The sequence below is a fragment of the Kitasatospora sp. NPDC127067 genome (assembly GCF_042724755.1).
GTDB classification, from domain to species: domain Bacteria; phylum Actinomycetota; class Actinomycetes; order Streptomycetales; family Streptomycetaceae; genus Kitasatospora; species Kitasatospora lactacystinica.
In genome coordinates this window covers 174,094-191,941 of sequence record NZ_JBHXEM010000001.1, presented here as the reverse complement: position 1 = coordinate 191,941, position 17,848 = coordinate 174,094, and the positions used below count along the sequence as shown (strand labels likewise).

18 protein-coding genes are annotated in these 17,848 nt (G+C 73.6%); 6 read left to right on the top strand and 12 right to left on the bottom strand.

The features are described from left to right. Positions 1-4: 4 nt before the first annotated feature. Positions 5-1,123: a fatty acid desaturase family protein gene (locus tag ACFWJ4_RS00825; RefSeq protein ID WP_380537965.1), complete on the top strand. Its 1,119-nt coding sequence runs from the start codon at positions 5-7 to the stop codon at positions 1,121-1,123. A 481-nt stretch (positions 1,124-1,604) separates the two neighbouring features. Here ACFWJ4_RS00825 and ACFWJ4_RS00820 read toward each other — a convergent pair whose 3' ends face one another. Both ACFWJ4_RS00820 and ACFWJ4_RS00815 read right to left on the bottom strand, forming a co-directional pair. Further along, positions 1,605-2,024 carry a RidA family protein gene (locus tag ACFWJ4_RS00820; RefSeq protein WP_380537963.1) on the bottom strand — a complete coding sequence of 140 codons (420 nt, stop codon included), beginning with the start codon at positions 2,022-2,024 and terminating at the stop codon, positions 1,605-1,607. Positions 2,025-2,068: 44 nt separating this feature from the next. After that, on the bottom strand, positions 2,069-2,575 hold the full coding sequence (locus ACFWJ4_RS00815) for a cupin domain-containing protein (RefSeq protein ID WP_063352400.1): 507 nt from the start codon (positions 2,573-2,575) through the stop codon (positions 2,069-2,071). Positions 2,576-2,660: 85 nt separating this feature from the next. Here ACFWJ4_RS00815 and ACFWJ4_RS00810 point away from each other — a divergent pair, with 85 nt between their 5' ends. Further along, on the top strand, positions 2,661-3,164 hold the full coding sequence (locus ACFWJ4_RS00810) for a MarR family transcriptional regulator (protein WP_280685212.1): 504 nt from the start codon (positions 2,661-2,663) through the stop codon (positions 3,162-3,164). Between the two features lie 389 nt (positions 3,165-3,553). On the opposite strand, the gene ACFWJ4_RS00805 is transcribed toward ACFWJ4_RS00810, so the two are convergent. Further along, positions 3,554-4,333 (bottom strand): peptidyl-tRNA hydrolase, encoded by a 780-nt coding sequence (locus ACFWJ4_RS00805; protein WP_380537961.1) that lies wholly within the window; start codon positions 4,331-4,333, stop codon positions 3,554-3,556. 234 nt (positions 4,334-4,567) lie between these two features. Next, a complete protein-coding gene (locus ACFWJ4_RS00800) occupies positions 4,568-5,497 on the bottom strand; it encodes a hypothetical protein (protein ID WP_380348302.1) in 930 nt (309 codons plus the stop codon). Positions 5,498-5,621: 124 nt separating this feature from the next. Here ACFWJ4_RS00800 and ACFWJ4_RS00795 point away from each other — a divergent pair, with 124 nt between their 5' ends. Continuing rightward, positions 5,622-5,993, top strand: coding sequence for a YbjQ family protein (locus ACFWJ4_RS00795; protein ID WP_359900518.1), 372 nt, complete (start codon positions 5,622-5,624; stop codon positions 5,991-5,993). A gap of 199 nt (positions 5,994-6,192) precedes the next feature. Next, positions 6,193-7,287: an NAD(P)-binding domain-containing protein gene (locus ACFWJ4_RS00790; protein WP_380537959.1), complete on the top strand. Its 1,095-nt coding sequence runs from the start codon at positions 6,193-6,195 to the stop codon at positions 7,285-7,287. Between the two features lie 6 nt (positions 7,288-7,293). On the opposite strand, the gene paaE is transcribed toward ACFWJ4_RS00790, so the two are convergent. The 8 genes from paaE to ACFWJ4_RS00750 form a co-directional block, all read right to left on the bottom strand. Then, complete coding sequence (gene paaE, locus ACFWJ4_RS00785; RefSeq protein WP_380537957.1) at positions 7,294-8,484, bottom strand: 1,2-phenylacetyl-CoA epoxidase subunit PaaE; 1,191 nt, start codon at positions 8,482-8,484, stop codon at positions 7,294-7,296. Beyond that, positions 8,485-9,069: a 1,2-phenylacetyl-CoA epoxidase subunit PaaD gene (paaD, locus tag ACFWJ4_RS00780; RefSeq protein WP_380538088.1), complete on the bottom strand. Its 585-nt coding sequence runs from the start codon at positions 9,067-9,069 to the stop codon at positions 8,485-8,487. A gap of 65 nt (positions 9,070-9,134) precedes the next feature. Next, positions 9,135-10,073 (bottom strand): 1,2-phenylacetyl-CoA epoxidase subunit PaaC, encoded by a 939-nt coding sequence (paaC, locus tag ACFWJ4_RS00775; protein ID WP_380537955.1) that lies wholly within the window; start codon positions 10,071-10,073, stop codon positions 9,135-9,137. Between the two features lie 13 nt (positions 10,074-10,086). Then, positions 10,087-10,404 (bottom strand): 1,2-phenylacetyl-CoA epoxidase subunit PaaB, encoded by a 318-nt coding sequence (gene paaB, locus ACFWJ4_RS00770; RefSeq protein ID WP_359900510.1) that lies wholly within the window; start codon positions 10,402-10,404, stop codon positions 10,087-10,089. Then, positions 10,401-11,549 (bottom strand): 1,2-phenylacetyl-CoA epoxidase subunit PaaA, encoded by a 1,149-nt coding sequence (paaA, locus tag ACFWJ4_RS00765; protein ID WP_380537953.1) that lies wholly within the window; start codon positions 11,547-11,549, stop codon positions 10,401-10,403. Before paaA ends, paaB begins: the two co-directional genes overlap by 4 nt. Positions 11,550-11,707: 158 nt before the next feature. Beyond that, the gene (locus tag ACFWJ4_RS00760; RefSeq protein WP_380537951.1) at positions 11,708-13,372 is read right to left on the bottom strand and encodes a M20 family metallopeptidase; all 1,665 of its coding nucleotides are present in this window, start codon (positions 13,370-13,372) and stop codon (positions 11,708-11,710) included. 856 nt (positions 13,373-14,228) lie between these two features. Beyond that, positions 14,229-14,888 (bottom strand): response regulator transcription factor, encoded by a 660-nt coding sequence (locus ACFWJ4_RS00755; RefSeq protein WP_359900504.1) that lies wholly within the window; start codon positions 14,886-14,888, stop codon positions 14,229-14,231. Further along, complete coding sequence (locus ACFWJ4_RS00750) at positions 14,885-16,396, bottom strand: sensor histidine kinase (protein ID WP_380537949.1); 1,512 nt, start codon at positions 16,394-16,396, stop codon at positions 14,885-14,887. The genes ACFWJ4_RS00755 and ACFWJ4_RS00750 overlap by 4 nt, the downstream gene beginning before the upstream one ends. A gap of 196 nt (positions 16,397-16,592) precedes the next feature. Here ACFWJ4_RS00750 and ACFWJ4_RS00745 point away from each other — a divergent pair, with 196 nt between their 5' ends. Further along, entirely contained in the window at positions 16,593-17,513 is a 921-nt protein-coding gene (locus ACFWJ4_RS00745) for a class I SAM-dependent methyltransferase (protein WP_380537947.1), read from the top strand. Between the two features lie 9 nt (positions 17,514-17,522). Beyond that, complete coding sequence (locus ACFWJ4_RS00740) at positions 17,523-17,825, top strand: GNAT family N-acetyltransferase (RefSeq protein ID WP_380537945.1); 303 nt, start codon at positions 17,523-17,525, stop codon at positions 17,823-17,825. Positions 17,826-17,848: the final 23 nt, after the last annotated feature.

Below are 17,848 nucleotides of genomic sequence, written 5' to 3'. Positions count from 1 at the left end.
CACCTTGACCGCCATCGACCCCACCGCCCACCTGACCGCCGAGCAGATCGAGGAGCTCGGCCGCGAGCTGGACGCGATCCGCGACGAGGTGCTCGCCGACCGGGGCGAGAAGGACGCCGCGTACATCCGCAAGGTCATCTCGGCGCAGCGCAAGCTCGAACTGGCCAGCAGGGGCGTGCTGCTGTTCTCGATCTTCCCGCCCGCGTGGCTGCTCGGCACCGCCGGCCTCTCCGTGGCGAAGATCATGGAGAACATGGAGATCGGCCACAACGTCCTGCACGGCCAGTGGGACTGGATGCGGGACCCGAAGATCCACTCCACCACCTGGGAATGGGACCACGTCTCGCCGTCCGAGCAGTGGAAGCACTCGCACAACGAGCTGCACCACACGTACACCAACGTGATCGGCAAGGACAACGACCTCGGCTACGGCATCATGCGCGTCGACGAGGACCAGAAGTGGCACCCGCTCCACCTCGGCCAGCCGCTGTGGAACTTCGTCAACGCCTGCTTCTTCGAGTACGGCATCGCAGCGTACGACCTCGAACTCGGCAAGAACCTGCACAAGCGCCGCCGCAGGAACCCGGAGTTCCGCGCGCGGGCCAAGGCCGTGGGCCGCAAGATCCGCAAGCAGGTGCTCAAGGACTACGTGATCCACCCGCTGCTGTCGGGCCCGTCGTTCCTCACCACGCTCGCCGCCACGTTCACCGCGAACCTGGTCCGCAACATCTGGTCCCACTCGGTGATCATGTGCGGGCACTTCCCCGAGGGCGTACAGGTCTTCGAGCGCCAGTCGGTCGAGGGCGAGACGCGCGGCCAGTGGTACCTGCGCCAGATGATGGGCTCGGCGAACATCAGCGGCAGCAGGGCCATGCACTTCATGACGGGCAACCTGTCTCACCAGATCGAGCACCACCTGTTCCCGGACCTGCCGAGCAACCGGTACGCCGAAGTCGCGGTGAAGGTGCGCGCGCTGTTCGAAAAGTACGAGCTGGAGTACGTCACCGGGCCGCTGCCCAAGCAGGTGTTCTCCGCGTGGCACAAGGTCTTCCGGCTCTCGCTGCCGAACAAGAAGCCCAAGGTCAAGACACCGGCCCGCGAGAAGGAGCTCGTCGCGGCCTGATTCCCGGTATTGGTTCTCCGGGCGGCGGTTGCCGAAAGCCGCGAGCCGAGCCCCTGGTGACCACCGCCCACCAGCGCCCGTCCAACGGACAGGTCGGGGCGGGGTCACACCGTTGCGGGGACACCTACCCGCCTTGCCCAGCAGAGGGAGTGCCGTCCCCACCCCCTCCAAGAAGACCCGCCGGAAGCATGCGACTGCCGGGAACGCGCGCCTCGCGGTTGACCGGCAGGTCGCGGAAGCATCTGGGATCCGCATCAACCCGGTCTGCGGCGGCCAGGGAGTCGTCGTGCAGCAGTCGGCGTGCATCTGTGGACGACGAGGGCCCGTTCCTGCGGGTGCTGTTCCTCGGCGACGGCCCCGACACCGTGGAACGCCGGCTGTGCGCGGCGAACCGGGCCATGTGAGCGGTCCGCGCCGGCTCGAACGGCGGCGGTACGGCGAGGGGTCCCACCGACCGGTGGGACCCCTGCGCGCGGGTGGGTCAGCCCGCCGCCCCCGCCGTCGGCCGGACGGCGACCGCGTCGATCTCGAAGAGCATCCCCGGCAGGGCGAGCGAGGCGACCCCGCTGAGCGTCTGCGCGGGCAGCCGGTCGCCCCAGGCCCCGGCCAGGGCCTTGCCGAGGACGGCCAGCTTCTCCGGGTCGTGGTCGACGACGTACGAGCCGAGCCGGACCACGTGCTCGAAGCCGAGGCCGACCCCGGCGAGCGCGGTGCGCAGGTTGGCGAGGGCGAGCTCCACCTGGGCGGCGAAGTCGCCGGGCACGACCTGACCGCCGGCGTCGGAGGCGTACTGGCCGCCGATGAACACCGGTTCGCCGGGCGCGGAGGCGGCGTGGCTGTAGCCGAACGGCGTCGGGTCGTGCAGGCCGGGCGGGTTGGTGATGGTGCGGGTGTCGGTCACGGGGTTCCTTCCCTGGTGTCGGGCCGGGCTCGGTGCCGGGCGGTCTACGGCTCGGACCGGGCGGCTTCCTCCCGGGCGTCGCGCCAACTCGGCGACTCCAGGAAGTGGTTGTCGAAGAGGTCCTGCTTGGCGAGCAGTTCCTCGACCGTCGCCTCGCCCGCGCGGATGCGCTCCAGCAGGCGGAAGTAGTCGAAGCGCTCCACCCCGGGGGTGATCACGATCAGCAGGTCCGCCCCGGAGTCCGGCGCCGCCGCGAAGGCGTGCGGCAGATGGGGCGGCACCACCACGAGGTCGCCGCTGCGGGCGGTGACCACCTCGTTCCCGACCAGCACCTGGGCCGAGCCGTCGACGACGAAGAACAGCTCCGAGGAGCCCCCGTGGTAGTGCGGAGTGGCGCCGTCCTTGCCGCGCCCCAGCGTGACGCGCAGGGTGCTCAGGGCGCCGCCGGTGGCGCTGGAGTCCGCCAGCAGCCGCCCCTTGCCGCCGAGCATTCCGACGGTCTCGGCTTCGTCGCCCCGCACCACCACGGCTTCCGGTCCGATCAACGTCATTGGCCTCTCCCCACAGTGAGCGCTTCGATAGTTCCCTAGCTGATAGTACTACGTCTAACTATCTCCCATCGAATAACATGCCCCCATGGATCACGTGGACGTCATGCTCGACCAGTGGAGCCGGGAGCGCCCGGACCTCGACCTGGCGGCGGTCGGCACCGTCGGCCGCCTCGGCCGCTTCGCGCTGCTCGCGGGCCGGGTCGTCGAAGAGGTGTTCAAGCAACACGGCCTCCAGCGCGGCGAGTTCGACGTTCTCGCCACCCTGCGCCGCTCCGGCGCGCCGTACGAACTGATGCCCTCCGAACTCGCCGCGCTGCTGCTGATGTCGCGGGCCGGCATGACCAGCCGGATCGACCGGCTGGAATCGGCGGGCCTGGTGGAACGCCGCACCGACCCGGCGGACCGGCGCAGCGTCCGCATCGCCCTCACCGCGGCCGGACGCGCCCTCGTGGACGCCGCCTTCACCGACCACGCGGCCAACGAGACCGCGCTGCTCTCGGCCCTCTCGGGCGAGGAACGGGCCACCCTGGACGGGCTCCTGCGCAAACTGCTCGCCGACGTCGAGGGCGCGGAGAGCCCGGCGCCCTGACGGCCCCGCCCGACGCCCCCGCCCGAGGACTGACCGGCCCCGGACCTGACCTTCGCAGCCACGAACGACGACTGAGCCGGCACGGATTAATTCATTCTTTCCTTCCTTCCGTACCAGCCCAACCGGCCACCTCCGAGATCGGGCTCCGAGGCCGGCCCACATCCTGCGTCCGGCGGCCACGTCCGCGCAGGCCAGGATGGCGATCACCACCACTGCTGCAACTGCGGCCGGCATCCGCACGAGGGCAGCTCCTGCGGCTGCGGGCACGGCAAAAGCCTCTGGCAGCCCGATCCAGCCGGCTACCCCAACCGCTCCAACACCGGATCCCGCTCCTGCGCTGCACCCAGGTGTCCCTGGCCAATGTCTGTTCGGGGATCAGCTTGGTACGTTCACGGGCGCCGAAGGCGCGGGGTGGGGCAGTAGCGCGTGCCTCCTTCGAGTACAACAGTTGGCCCGGGGGCGATCTCGGTGAAGCCCGCGTCCTGGACCACCGGCAGCCCGCTGCGGACGAGTTCCTCCCACGCCTGCGGCGAGGCCGTTCGGACCGCGAGCGCGAAACCGGCCTCGGCCCACTCCTTGCGCTGCGCCTCGTCCAGCCGCCACCACCCGAGCTGGGCGGCGTGCCCGGTCTGCGCCATCGTCTTGCCCGCGCTCATCTCCAGCTCGGGGTTGAGCCACAGCACCGGCAGCCCCGGCTCGGGCGCCGTGATCTCGGCCGTCTCCTCAAGGTCCGTCCCGGACACCTGGAGCTTGGCAAGGTCCTTCGGCCACCCGTCCAGCGGGACCGGCGGGAACACCCGCACCTCGGCCTCCCGGCCGTGCACCGTGAGGCCCGGCAGCTCGCCCGCCCGGCGCCACTCCCCGCCCCGGGCCCGCCGGACCACCTTGCGGATCCGGGCGTCCTCCCAGGCCGCGACCCGCTCCGCCCACTCGCCGTCCGCCCCGGTCACCCGGGGGTCGGCCAGCAGGGTGAGCACCGCCCGGGCCGAGGTCTCCAGCGCGTCCGTCCGGCCCGGCGGAGTGGCCCGCTCCATCCGGACGACCAGCGGCAGCACGTACTGCGGCCGCTCGTCGCGGTCCTCGCGGTCCTCGCGGTCCTCGCGCTCCGGGGCCTCGCCGGGGTCGGCCGCAGGGGCCGGGGGCTCGGAGACCGGAGCCGGAGGAACCACAGCCGGAGTCGGAGCGGTGGAGGTCGGGGCAGTGGGGGTCGGGGCATCGGAAGGATCAGTCACCCGTCCAGGATGCCAGCCCCGCTCCGGACGACTCGGCCCGGCCCGAGCGACAGCCCCGGAACCGGCGGCCGACGCCCTGCTCCTGACGTCCAACGCCCCGACGTCCAATGTCCCGATACCCGGCGCCCGGCGCCCCGGTGCCCGCTGCCCGCCCTACGGCGCAGCGCCCCGTCAGCGCCGGTAGCCGCGCTGCGGGTCCCGCTCCTCGGCGTCCTCGTACATCAGGAACCAGCCCTCCGGGTGGGTGGCAGCCAGCAGAACCTCCGTGCGCTGCTCCGCCCCCAGCTCCGGATCGCCGTCGTCCGGACCGTAGACCCCGAACAGTTCGTCGTGGCAGCCGTCCCAGTCGTAGTCGTACAGGTCCGCCGGGAGGTCGCCCATCATGTCCGCGACCGACTCGGGCTGGGCGCCGAGCAGCGTCCGGGCGTCCACCAGTGCCATCCGCAGCGCCACGTCCTCGGCCAGGCAGCGTGGCAGCGGCCACTCGCCGAGCGCGAGGTCGTCGGCGAGGTCGTCGAAGGCCCGGGCCATCGCGCGGCGCCAGCTCCGGTGCATCCGCCAGGTGCGTTCGGGGAGCCTGGCGAAGACCGTCCAGTCCGCGTCCTCGCCGTCGACGATCGCCTCGTCCCCGTGCTCGTCGAAGTCGTCGTACGCGGCGTCGGCCAGGCCTATCAGCTGGGCGTGGAGCAGGCAGGCGGTGCGCGGGGTGAGCGTCCAGTCCGCGCCCGCGCCGCCGTCCTCCTCGTCGCCCTCCAGCGGGAACAGGTCGGCGAAGTCCGGTGTGAAGTCCTCCGTGACGCTGATCTCCAGCGTCCCGCCCATCGCCTCGACCCCGGGGATGGCGGCCACCAGCCGGTCCGGATGCAGCAGCGCGCCGAGCGCCGCGTTGGCGTCCTCGGCGACCTCGCGCAGCAGTTCGCGACGCTGGCCGGCCGGGTCGATGCCGTCGAAGTCCAGTTCCTCGACGGCCCTGATCGCGGCCGCGCGCAGGGCCGGCCAGTCGGTGATCCGCAGGCCCAGCACCACCGTCGCCTCGATCTCCTGCGCGCCGGAGTCCTCCGCCGCGCCCGGCCCCTGTGGATGATCGCTTCGCTCGCCCATGGGGCTAACGGTACGGCCTTTCGGCCCCCCGATCACCGGTCCGGACCAGCTTCCGGAAGCGTTCTCGGCCACCGCCCGGCCACGCCTCGGTCACTCGGACGCAGGAACTGGCAGGATGCGTCCCATGGCTGACATCAACGAGTACGGCGGCGGGCAGGGCCCGAACGCCGACGTCCTGGTCGTGACCACCAACGACATCCCCGGCTTCCGGGTCGACCACGTGATCGGCGAGGTCTTCGGGCTGACCGTGCGCAGCCGCCACCTCGGGAGCCAGATCGGTGCCGGTCTGAAGTCGCTGATCGGCGGCGAGCTGCGCGGTCTGACGAAGACCCTGGTCGAGAGCCGCAACGAGGCCATGCAGCGGCTGGTCGAGCAGACCAAGGCGCGCGGCGGCAACGCCGTCCTGATGATGCGCTTCGACGTCACGGAGGCGGCCGACGTCGGCACCGAGGTCTGCGCCTACGGCACCGCCGCGGTCATCTCCCCGCTCTCCTGACGCTCCTCAGCGCCTCTGCTCCTCCACATCCGCGCCTCCGCGCCTCCGCGCCTCCGCCCGCGCACTCCCGTTCGCGACCACCGTTCGCTCCTCCACGGACGCCGACGGAGCCCCGGCGGGACGACGGGAACAGCCGTCGACCCCCCGATGTTTCAGCGGCGTGACTGTTTACGGTGCAACGAACAGCGTTCCGGAACGCGTGGACGTCCTGGTGGTGGGTGCCGGGCAGGCCGGCCTTTCCGCCGCCTACCACCTGGGCCGCCGCGGTTTCGCCCCGTACCGGGCGGGCGTCGACGGCGGTTTCGTCGTCCTCGACGCCAACGCCGTCCCCGGGGGTGCCTGGGCGCACCGCTCGCCGTCCCTGCGGATGGCCGCCGTGCACGGCGTCCACGACCTCCCCGACGCCGAACTCCCGCCGCCGGACCCCGGGGCCCCCGCGCGCGAGGTGGTGCCGGAGTACTTCGCAGCGTACGAGGTCCGGCACGCGCTCCCGGTCGTACGCCCGGTCGCGGTGCGTGCCGTTCGCGCCGAGTCCGAACGACCGGATGCCCGGCTGCTGGTCGAGACCGACCACGGTGTCTGGTCCACCCGCGCACTGATCAACGCCACCGGCACCTGGACCCGGCCTTTCCTCCCGCACTACCCCGGTCACTTCGCGGGCCGCCAGCTGCACTACGCCGACTACCGCGGTCCCGAGGAGTTCGCGGGCCGGCGCGTGCTGGTGGTCGGTGGTGGCGCCTCGGCGGTCCAGGTGCTGTCGGAGGTCGCCGCCGTCGGCGAGACGGTGTGGGTCACCCGCTCCGAACCCCTCTACCACGACGGACCGTTCACCCCCGAGTACGGACGCGCGGTGGTCGCCAAGGTCGAGGAGCGGGTCCGGCAGGGCCTGCCGGTGCGCAGCGTGGTCGGCGTGACCGGGCTCGGCCCGTCCGTCGCCCTCCGGCGCGCCCAGGAGCTGGGCGCGCTGCGCCGCCGCCCGATGTTCGACCGCCTGACCGAGCACGGGGTCGCCTGGGGCGACGAGGAGCTGCCGGTGGACGCGATCGTCTGGGCCACCGGCTTCCGGCCCGAGGTCGGGCACCTCGCCCCGCTCGGGCTGCGCTCCCCCGGCGGCGGGATCGCCCTCACCGGCACCCGCGCCACCGCCGACCCGCGCGTCCACCTGGTCGGCTACGGTCCGTCCGCCAGTACCGTCGGCGCCAACCGGGCCGGCCGCGCGGCCGTCAACGACCTGGTCAAGCTCCTCGGGGACCCGGCGCTCGCGGACCGGGTCGCGGAGCCCGCCGCCGTCTGAGCTCGCTCAGCGGTCGTAGTCGACGGTCACCCGGTCGGTGAGCGGGCGGGCCTGGCAGGTCAGGACGTACCCGGCGGCCAGCTCCTTCTCCTCCAGGGCGAAGTTGCGGCGCATCTCCACCTCGCCCTCGGTGACCAGGGCGCGGCAGGTGCCGCAGACTCCGCCCTTGCAGGCGAACGGCAGGTCGGGCCGGGAGCGCTGGGCGCCGTCCAGGATCGAGCGGTCGCGCGGGAGGCAGAGCGTGCTGCCGCGGCCGTCGAGCACGACGGTCACCTCGCTCTGCGGGCCCGACCCGCCGTCGGCCGAGGCGTCCGTCCGGTCCCAGTCCTCGTCGCGCTCCGGGAGCGGCTCGTCCTCGGCGTGGAACAGCTCCTGGTGCACCCGCTCGCCCGGCACGTCCAGTTCGGCGAGCAGGTCCTTGGCCCCGGTGACCATGCCGAACGGGCCGCACAGCCACCAGTGCCCGACGCTCCCGACGTCCACCAGCGCCGCCAGCAGCGCGCGTACCCGCTCCGGGTCCAGCCGGCCGCTGAGCAGTTCGGCGTCCCTGGTCTCCCGGGAGAGCACGTGGACCAGCTGGAAGCGGCCGAGGTAGCGGTCCTTGAGGTCGGCCAGCTCGTCCGCGAACATCACGGTGTCGCTGCGCCGGTTGCCGTAGAGCAGGGTGACGGTGGAGCTGAGGTCGGCGGCCAGCACGGAGGCGGCGATCGACAGCATCGGGGTGATGCCGGAGCCCGCCGCGAGCAGCACGTGGTCGGCCGGGACCCCGAGTTCGGGGGTGAACAGGCCGGACGGCGTCAGCACCTCCACCTCCTCGCCGTGCTTCGCCTCGCGCACCAGCCAGCGCGAGAACAACCCGCCGGGCACCTCCCGGACGGCGATCCGCAGCGGCCCGCCGACCGGGGCGCAGATCGAGTACGAGCGGCGCTCGTCGGCGCCGTCCACCAGCTTGCGCAGGGTCAGGGTCTGCCCGGGGCGGAAGGCGTACTCCTCCGCCAGCCCGTCCGGCACCGCGAAGGTCACCGCGACGGCGTCCTCGCAGAGCCGCTCGACCCGGTCGATCCGCAACCGGTGGAAGGTCGGACGGCGGGCGGGGCGGATGCCGGTCGCGGACCCGGTGTCGACGGACGCGGGAACAGCGGCGGCGGGAACGGCGGCGGGAACGGCGGAGCCGGCGGCGGCGGAAGCGGCGGGCATTCAGATCTCCTTGACGCGTTCGAACGGCTCGCGGCAGGCCCGGCAGCGCCAGAGCGCCTTGCAGGCGGTGGAACCGAAGCGGGACAGCTCCTCCGTGTCGGTCCCGCCGCACTGCGGGCACGGCACGGGCGGAACGGTGCCCGACCCGGCCGTGGTCGGGGCTCCGGAGCGGGTCGGGCCCAGCGTGAGCGCCACCGGTCCGGCCGCGGCCGCGACGGCGGCGGTCGGGCGCGGTGGGGCGATGCCCGCCTCGGCGAGCTTGCGGCGGCCCTCGGCGGTGATCAGGTCGGTGGACCACGGCGGGTCCAGCCGCAGCCGCACCCGGACGTCCGGGTAGCCGGCCGCGCGCAGCCGGCGGTCCACATCGGTGGCCATCTCGGCGACGGCGGGGCAGCCCGAGTAGGTCGGGGTCAGCCAGGCGGTGACGGTACCGCTGCTGCCGTCCACCTCGACCCCGGCCAGGACGCCCAGGTCGGCCAGGGTGAGCATGGGCAGCTCCGGGTCCGGGACGGCCGCGGCGACGGCCCAGGCCAGGTCGCGGGTCGTCGGTTCCGCCGCGCCCGTCGTGCCCGCCGTGCCCGCCATGCCCGTCGCGACCTCGTCGGTCACGATGCCGTCGGTCGCCACGTCGTGGGTCGCCACGTCGTCGGTCACCATGTCGCCCCCGGGTGGGCTCGGGCCAGCACCTGGAGCTCGGCGAGCAGCGGGCCGAGCGCCTCGGTGTGCACGCCGTCCCGGCCGGCCCGGCCGAGGACGGTGGCCAGCGGCGGCGCGTCCGGCAGGGTCAGCCCGGCCTCGGCGAGGACGGCGGTGAGCGAGCGCAGCACCGGTTCGCGCAGGGTCGCCGGGTCGACACCCGCCCGGAGCTCCACCGGGTGCGCCGTGAACAGCTCCTCCAGCAGCGGCCAGACCGCGTCCAGCCCGGCCTGCATCCGCTCGGCCGAGTACGGCGTGCCGTCGCCGAGACGAAGCGTCCAGGCGGTCGCGTACTCCCGGTGGTAGGCGAGCTCCTTGACCCCCCGGGTCGCGACCGCGGCCAGCACCGGGTCGGGGTGCGCGCTCAGCGCCTCGTACAGGGCGCCGCGCGCGGTGGCGAACAGCAACAGCCGGGCGATCGAGTACGCGAAGTCGCCGTTCGACGTCTCCACCAGGCGGACGTTGCGGAACTCGTGCTCCTCGCGCCAGTACGCCAGGTCGTCCTCGGTGCGGCCGGTGCCGTCCGCCTGCCCGGCCCGGGTGAGCAGCAGGCGGGCCTGGCCGAGCAGGTCGAGGCCCAGGTTGGCGAGCGCGACCTCCTCCTCCAGCTCGGGCGCCCGGGTGCACCACTCGATCAGCCGCTGTGCGAGGACCAGGGCGTCGTCGCCCAGCATCTGGCAGTAGGCGGCGAGGTCGGCGCCGTCCAGACCGGCGGGCAGCGTGGTGTCCACGCCGAGCAGCGGGTCGGCGAAGCCCGTCCCGTACGCCCAGCGGCCCTCGCCCTCGGGTCCGGGGGCGGCGTCGGCGAGGCTGAGGTAGACGTGGTCGTCCTGGCCGCCGCCCGGGCCGGCGCCGGTGGTGGTTCCGGTGGTGGAGGTGGTGTGGTCGTGCACGGTGGCTCCCCCGTCAGATGTGCGGGACATCCTCGGGGATGTCGTAGAAGGTCGGGTGGCGGTAGACCTTGTCGCCGCTGGGATCGAAGAACGGGTCGCGCTCGTCCGGGGTGGAGGCGGTGATCGCGTCCGAGCGGACCACCCAGAGGCTCACGCCCTCGTTGCGCCGGGTGTACAGGTCGCGGGCGGCGAGCAGGGCCATCCGGTCGTCGGCGGCGTGCAGCGAACCGACGTGGACGTGGTTCAGCCCACGCCGGGGGCGCACGAACACCTCGTACAGCGGCCAGCCGGCCTTGGACCCGGCCGGGGAGCCAACCTGGGGCTCGGTCACTTTCCGTTCTCCTGTTCGGTGGCTTCGGTGAGTCCGGGGGCTTGGTCGGCTCCGGGGGCTTGGTCGGCTCCGGCGGTTTCGGCGGCCTCGACGGCTCGGGCAGCCTCGGCGGCGCGTTTGGCCGCGTAGGCGACGGCGGCCTCGCGCACCCAGGCGCCGTCCTCGTGGGCGGCACGGCGGCGTTCGATCCGCTGGGCGTTGCAGGGACCCTGGCCGTGGATGACCCTGGTCAGCTCGGACCAGTCCGGCTCACCGAAGTCCCAGCCGCCGCGCTCCTCGTTCCAGCGCAGCTCCGGATCCGGGAGCGTGACCCCCAGGTGCTCCGCCTGCGGGACGGTCATGTCGACGAAGCGCCGGCGCAGCTCGTCGTTGCTGTGCCGTTTGATCCGCCACGCCATCGAGCGGGCACTGTTCGGCGAGTCGGAGTCCGAGGGGCCGAACATCATCAGCGACGGCCACCACCAACGGTCCACCGCGTCCTGGACCATCCGGCGCTGGGCCTCGGTGCCGCGCATCAGCGTCATCAGGAGCTCGTAGCCCTGGCGCTGGTGGAAGGACTCCTCCTTGCAGATCCGCACCATCGCGCGGGCGTACGGGCCGTAGCTGCACCGGCAGAGCGGGACCTGGTTGCAGATCGCGGCGCCGTCCACCAGCCAGCCGATCACCCCGACGTCGGCGAAGGTGAGGGTCGGGTAGTTGAAGATCGAGGAGTACTTCTGGCGGCCGGAGATCAGCTTCTCGGTGAGCTCGGCACGGTCGACGCCAAGGGTCTCGGCGGCGGCGTAGAGGTAGAGGCCGTGACCGGCCTCGTCCTGGGCCTTGGCGAGCAGGATGGCCTTGCGGCGCAGGGACGGCGCCCGGGTCAGCCAGTTGCCCTCGGGCTGCATGCCGATGATCTCGGAGTGTGCGTGCTGGGCGATCTGGCGGATCAGGGTGGCCCGGTAGGCGTCGGGCATCCAGTCCCTGGGCTCGATCCGCTGCTCGGCGGCGACGACCGCCTCGAACCGGTCCTCCGGCGTCTGCGCGGGGACCGCCTCGGCCACCTCTGCTGTCACCACAGTCCCCTCTCGTGTCCTGCCCGTCCTGCCCGGTCGGTTGCCGGAGCACCCGACCAACCAACCGACTGACCGTTCGGTCGGTACCATTCTGCGCAGCGGGGCGGAGGGATGGCAAGGTGCGAAACAGATAACAGCTGACAGATTCTGAAATCTGTCAGCTGTTATCTGTCGGCTGTCATCTGTTCGCCGGCGCCTGTCGGCTGTCAGCTGTCAGCTGCCGACCGTCAGCGGCTCACCGCAACGCCTCACCCCTCCGCGCGGTCACGCAGTCGCGGCAGCGGAACGGCGAGCAGCGCCGCCAGCAGCGCGATCCGGGGGGCGATCTGGTCGAGCCGGATGTATTCGTGCCGGGCATGGGCCCCGGCACCGACCGCCCCGAAACCGTCCAGGGTCGGAAGCCCGCGCGAGCCCGGCAGGTTGGTGTCCCCCGCCCCGCCCGCCGGACCGCCGTCCAGCTGCTGACCGAGCACGGCGGCGAGCGAACGCACGTGCCGCAGCAGCGGGTTGCCGGTCCGCTCGGGCCAGGCCGGACGGCTGGAGAGCACCTCCGTACGAACCCGGGCGCCCGGACGCAACGGGGCGAGCCGGGCAAGGTCGTCGAGCGTGCGGCGCTGCGCCTCGACGGTGGCGAAGCGCAGCCCCAACTCGGCCTCGGCCCGGCCGGCGACCACGTTGGCACGCGAACCACCACTGATCCGACCGGCGTTCAGCTCGGTGCCGGGCTGGCCGGCGAGGTCCCGCACCACCACGAGCTGGTCCACCAGCTCGTCGACCGCGGACACCCCGTCGTGGGCGTCGTTGCCCGCATGCGCCTCGCGGCCGGTCACGGTGAGCCGCACCCGGGTGCTGCCGCGCCGCGCGGTCTTCAACCGACCGTCGGGGTGCGGTGGTTCGAGCCCCAGGACCGCCGCGGCACCGCGCAACTGGCGCTCGACCAGGCGCCGCCCGTCCGGGCTTCCCACCTCCTCGTCGGAGACCACGACCAGGCGGACGGTCCGGTGCGGGCGCTCGCCCAGGTCCGCGAGCAGCGACAACGCGCTCTCCAGGACGGCGAGTCCACCCTTCATGTCGACCACGCCGGGGCCGGTGAGCCGGCCGTCCTGCTCGGTCACCGGCCAGTCCGCGAGGGTGCCGACCGGCCAGACGGTGTCATGGTGCCCGACGATCAGCAGGTGCGGCAGGGACTCGTCCCGGCCCTCCCACTCCAGCACGAGGTGGTCCCCGGCCGGTCCGGGCTCACGCCGGGCGGTGGCACCGGTGGCACGGAAGCCGGCCGCCAACTCCTCGGCGAGGGCGTCGAGTCTGGGCGCGTCCCCGCTGGGGGACTCGATCCGCGCCAGATCGGCACAGCGCCGCCGGACTGCTCCGGCGAGGGTACGGGCCCGGGCGCCGAGCGCCTGCGGCACACCGGGAAGCGCCGTGATGACGGTGGAGGCCCCGGGGGTGGCGGTGGCGGCCGGGCCCGCCGTGGGCTTTCCGGCCGTGTTCCTCGGCACCGCGGTCGTCGCCACCGCGTTCTTCGCGACGACCGCCTTGGCGAGGGACGACTTCGTGAGGGCGGACTTGGCCACCGCGGTCTTGGCTGCCGTGGTCTTGGCCGCTGCGGTCTTGGTTGCCGCGGTCTTGGCGACGGCTGCCGTGGTCACGGCGGTCTTCGCCGCGCCGGTCGCTACCGCGGCGGCCTGAGCCGAGGTGGCCGAACCCGCAGTGGCCTGAGCCGCAGCGGCAGTTGCGGTACCGGTGGTGGCGCCCGCAGCAGTGGCGGTACCGGTGGTGGCGGCAGTGGTGGTGGTCGCGGTGGTCGCGGCGAGGGCCTCGCCGTCGGTGGCGGCCGGGACGGTGACCGGCGTCGGGTCGGGTTCCACGGCGGCACCCGGCACGGCGGGCGCCCCGACGATCTGGGGACTCAACGCTCGCCTCCGCGACCACCGCCGGTATACAGCGGCCGTACCGGCCGACCGCTCCCACCCGGGTACCAGGCCCGGCCGGACCGCACCGGTCGGCCGGTGTGATGGGCGGCCCACCGGATCGGCCCGTCTGGCCCAAGTACGGTGGAACGGCTGGGCGACGTGCTTGGCATGTGCGTCCTCCTCGCTCGATCCGGGGGCCCCGGTCCGCCCGGAGCCCCCGTGGACGGTGGCCTCCTGGCAGCGGGCGCAATGACCGGACCGCCGCAGGGAAGCCGAGATGTGAGCCTAGAAGAACCGTTCGGTTTCCTGCGAGGTGGCCCTGCTCCCAGCGTGCCGGTACCGGGCCCCGCTTCGGAGGCCGCCCGTCCACGATCGGCGCGGGCGCTCGGCGCGCGGGCCTGGATCGGCGCGCGGACGCGGTCGCCGGATCGCGCCCATCTCCACCATGGACCCGCCGCCCGAGTTCGGCAGCGCAAACGGCCAAGGCACGGCAATTCCACGCCGGATGGGTGACAGCGGCTCAGCATGCGATACGAACCGGGAGCACGCGGCAGCTCAGGGAAGCCCGCTGCCCCGCCCACCCCGACTCCGGGGGAACGTCCGGGGAACACCCGCGTGAACACCGGCCGGTGCCGTGCCCCGGTGTGCCCCTCCGAGCCTCGACGTGCCTCGGTTGCCCGCCCGGACACGACAGGGCGGCACCCCTGCACGGCGGGAGGGCGCCGGGGTGGGCGGAGAGCTCCGGGTACGGCGGGAGCAGGCCCGGCACGGACGTGCACGAATGTGTGCGAGCGTGCGCGACCGACCGGAACCCCGGTGCGCGGTCCCGGCCGCAGTCGCTCTCCGCCGTTCGTCCTCAGCCACCGTCGCCCACCAGCCCGGCATCGCGTGCGAGCAGCGCCGCCTGGACCCGGTTGCCGACACCGAGCCCGGTCAGGATCCGGCTGACATGCGCCTTGACGGTGCTCTCGCGCATTCCGAGCACGCCCGCGATCTCGGCATTGGAGAGGCCGTCGGCGAGTTCGCGCAGCACGTCGGTCTCCCGCGGGGTGAGCCCGGCGACCCGGTGACGGGCGGCCACCGACCGGGGTGCCCCGACCCGGTGGTAGCGGTCGATCAGCCGCCGCGCGGCCGCCGGGTGCAGCATGCCCTGACCGCCCGCGACGACGTGGACGGCCCGGGCGATCTCCGCGGGAGGGGTGTCCTTGAGCAGGAAACCGTCCGCCCCGGCCGCGAGCGCCTGGTACACGTACTCGTCCAGATCGAAGGTGGTGAGGGCGATGACCCGCGGGCCGTCCGGGAGTTCGCGCAGCCGGCGAGTGGCGGCGATCCCGTCGAGCCGGGGCATCCGGATGTCCATCAGCGCGACGTCGATCCGCCGGCTGCCGGCGATTTCGACGGCTTGCAGCCCGTCGGCGGCCTCGGCGACCACGGTGAGTGCCGGGTCCTGGGCCAGGAGGTCGACCAGGCCGAGGCGAACCAGCGCGTCGTCGTCGACCACCATTGTTCGGATCATGCGGCACCCTTCGGCTGCTGCTTCGGTTCCTGCTCCGGCTCCATCGATCGCTCCGGTTCCATCGGCTGCTCCGGTCCCGTCGATCGCTCCGGTCCCGTGGATCGCTCCGGGTGCTGCGCCCCTTGCACTTCTTCCTGCGACTGCCGTGCCCCTCTTATTCCTTGCCCGGGTCTCCCCTGTCCGGATCCCCCCTGTCCCTGCCCCGGCCCCTGCCGCGGCCCCGGAGACGCCCGCGCCGGGTCCGACGGCGCGCGCCCCGGTGGTGGTGGCGAACCCTCGCCCGGGGCGGGAGCCGGGTCGGGCACCAGCTGCGGCGGGCGGTCCGGCGCGGGCAACCGGGCGGAGAGCCGGAAGCCGCCGCCACCCTCCGGACCGGCGTCGAGGTGGCCGCCGAGGGCCTCGACCCGTTCGGCCAGCCCGACCAGCCCGTACCCGCCGCCGGCACCCGGCCCGTCCGGCATCGCCTCGCCCGGACCGTTGCGGACCTCGACCGTCGTCGCCGGCGCCCCGTAGCCGACCCGGACGGTGACGGGCGCGGCGTGCGCGTACTTGCGGGCGTTGGTCAGCGCCTCCTGGACCAGCCGGTGCACGGCCAGCCGGTGGGTGGTCGGGATGGTCTCCGGGTCTCCCGAGAGGGCGAGTTCGACCCGTTGGCCGGCCTGGGTTGCCTCGCCGACGAGCTCGTTGAGGTCGCGCAGGGCGGGCGCCGGGACGCTCCCGGCCTCGGCCGGCACCGGCGGATCGCCTCCCGCTGCGTGCGGGGCCGGAGGGTCGGCCCGCAACGCGCCCAGGACGTCGCGCAGATCGTCGAGCGATCGAGCGGCGGTGGTACGCAGCAGTTCGAGTCGGTGGGTGAGGCGGTCGGTGTCCGCGGCGACGGTGCCGGCCCTGGCCTGGTCGCGCAGCACCCCGGCGTGCAGCACCAGGAGGCTGAGCCGGTGGGCCAGCACGTCGTGCATCTCCCGGGCGATCCGGGCGCGTTCGGCGGCTCGGGCCTGGTCGGCACGCAGCTCGCGCTCGCGGCGCAGCGCGTCGACCTGCTCGTGCAGGGTGCGGATCAGCACCCGTCTGCCGTGCAGCCACAGGGCGACCGCCAGGACGGCGGCCTGGACGAGGAGTTGGGACCCGGCGGTGCCGGCCCAGCCGATCAGCGAATCCGCACCCGCCGCACTGCCCACCACGATGGCCGCGCCGCCCGCCACCGCCGGGCCGGTCCGGCCCAGGTAGGCGAGGTGGAAGACGCTGAACAGGCCGGGGAAGGCCCGGTTGAACGACCCGCCGGTGAGCACCGGCAGCACGGCCGAGGCCACCGGGTAGCGGCGGGCGAAGACGAGCGAGAGCGCGGCGAGCGCGGCAACGACCGTGCGCGGCAGGCGCAGTGGACCGTCGGAGTGCGTCCACTGGACCAACGCCTCCTCGATGCCCAGACCGAGCACTCCGAGCAGCAACAGGGTATCGGTCCCGGCCCGGTGGTCCGGCCCGTACCAGCCGAGCACACTCCTGCGCACGACGCTCCTCCTTTCCTCTCTCCCGCTCCGAAAGCCTTCCGCACGTTCGACGTTCGGTACCTCGGGCTCGATGCTAGGGGCGCTCGACCGTGGAACACCTCTGTCTTCCGGGTAACCACACCCTCGACTTTCGTCGGGGGTCGGCGCCACTGACCGGCCGATTCGCGGCGGCCCCGTGCTGCCTAACGTCGACGGCATGACCAGTGAACGGCTCCACCACGGCCCCAAGTCCCTTTCCCCCCAGTACGGTTCGTCCGTCGGCGGGGACCGCCTGCTGTTCCTCGCCGAGGCCCTGCGCACCTTCCACGACACCGGCGCGCTGGCCCCGAGCGGCCCTGAGCTGGTGAACGCGCTGGTGGTGCCGGTCACCAGCCGCCCGAACCGTCCGATCTCGGTGCTGGAGGTCGGCGCCGGAACGGGCGTGGTGACCCGCCGGCTCGCCCGAGTGCTGCGCCCGGGCGACCGGTTGCACGTCGTCGAGGCCAACCCGCGGTTCGCCGAGCGACTCCGGGAGGACCCCGTCCTGGCCGCGCGCCACCCCGGCATCGGGCTGCGGCTGTCGGCCTGCCGGGTCGAAGAGCTTCCGGAGTCCCGTTCGGCGGAGCCGGAGGGGGCCCGGCCGGAGGACTGTGCGCAGCGGTACGACGCGATCGTGTCCGGGCTGCCGTTCACCAACTTCGAGCCCGCGCGGGTGCGCGACATCCTCGACCTCTACCTGCGGCTGCTGGCGCCCGGCGGCGAGCTGACGTACTTCGGGTACCTCGGCACGACGACGGCGCGCACCCTCACCTCGGGCCCCCGCCGGGGCGCCCGCCACCGGGCGGTGGTGCGGCTGCTGCGGGGGTTCGAGGCGGCGTACGGCCTGGGCGAGCGCACGGTGTGGCGCAACGTGCCGCCCGCCCGTGCCTACCTGCTGCGGGCGCCGGGCGGACGCGAGGCCTGGGCGCCGGCCGGGAGCGCGGCCGGTGAGCCGACGGCCGCCGCGAAGAAGACATGGACGGAGCGGGCGGAGGCGGCGACGGAGGGGACGGGGACGACCGGCGATCGACGGGCGGGGCGGCCCCGGTCGCCCGATGACGGACCGGGGCCGGGCCCGGCCGCGACTCTCCGGCGGTGAGGAGCCTCGATGACCCTCTCGGTACGTGACGCGGAAGCCCGCAACCGCTTCGAGGCCTGGGAGGACGACCGGCCGACGGGCTTCGCCGAGTACCTGCGCGGCGACCAGCTGGTGGTCTATCCGCACACCGTGGTCGAGCCCGCCTTCGAGGGCCGGGGCATCGGCAGTGCGCTGGCCCGCGCAGCCCTGGACGACGCCCGCGCCCGCGGCCTGGCCGTGCTGGCGACCTGCCCCTTCATCAAGGGCTGGATGCTCCGCCACCCCGAGTTCACCGATTTCGCATACGAGAACCGCAGCCGGGTCGCCCGCTGACGGCCGGCGGGCAGCCGTGCCGC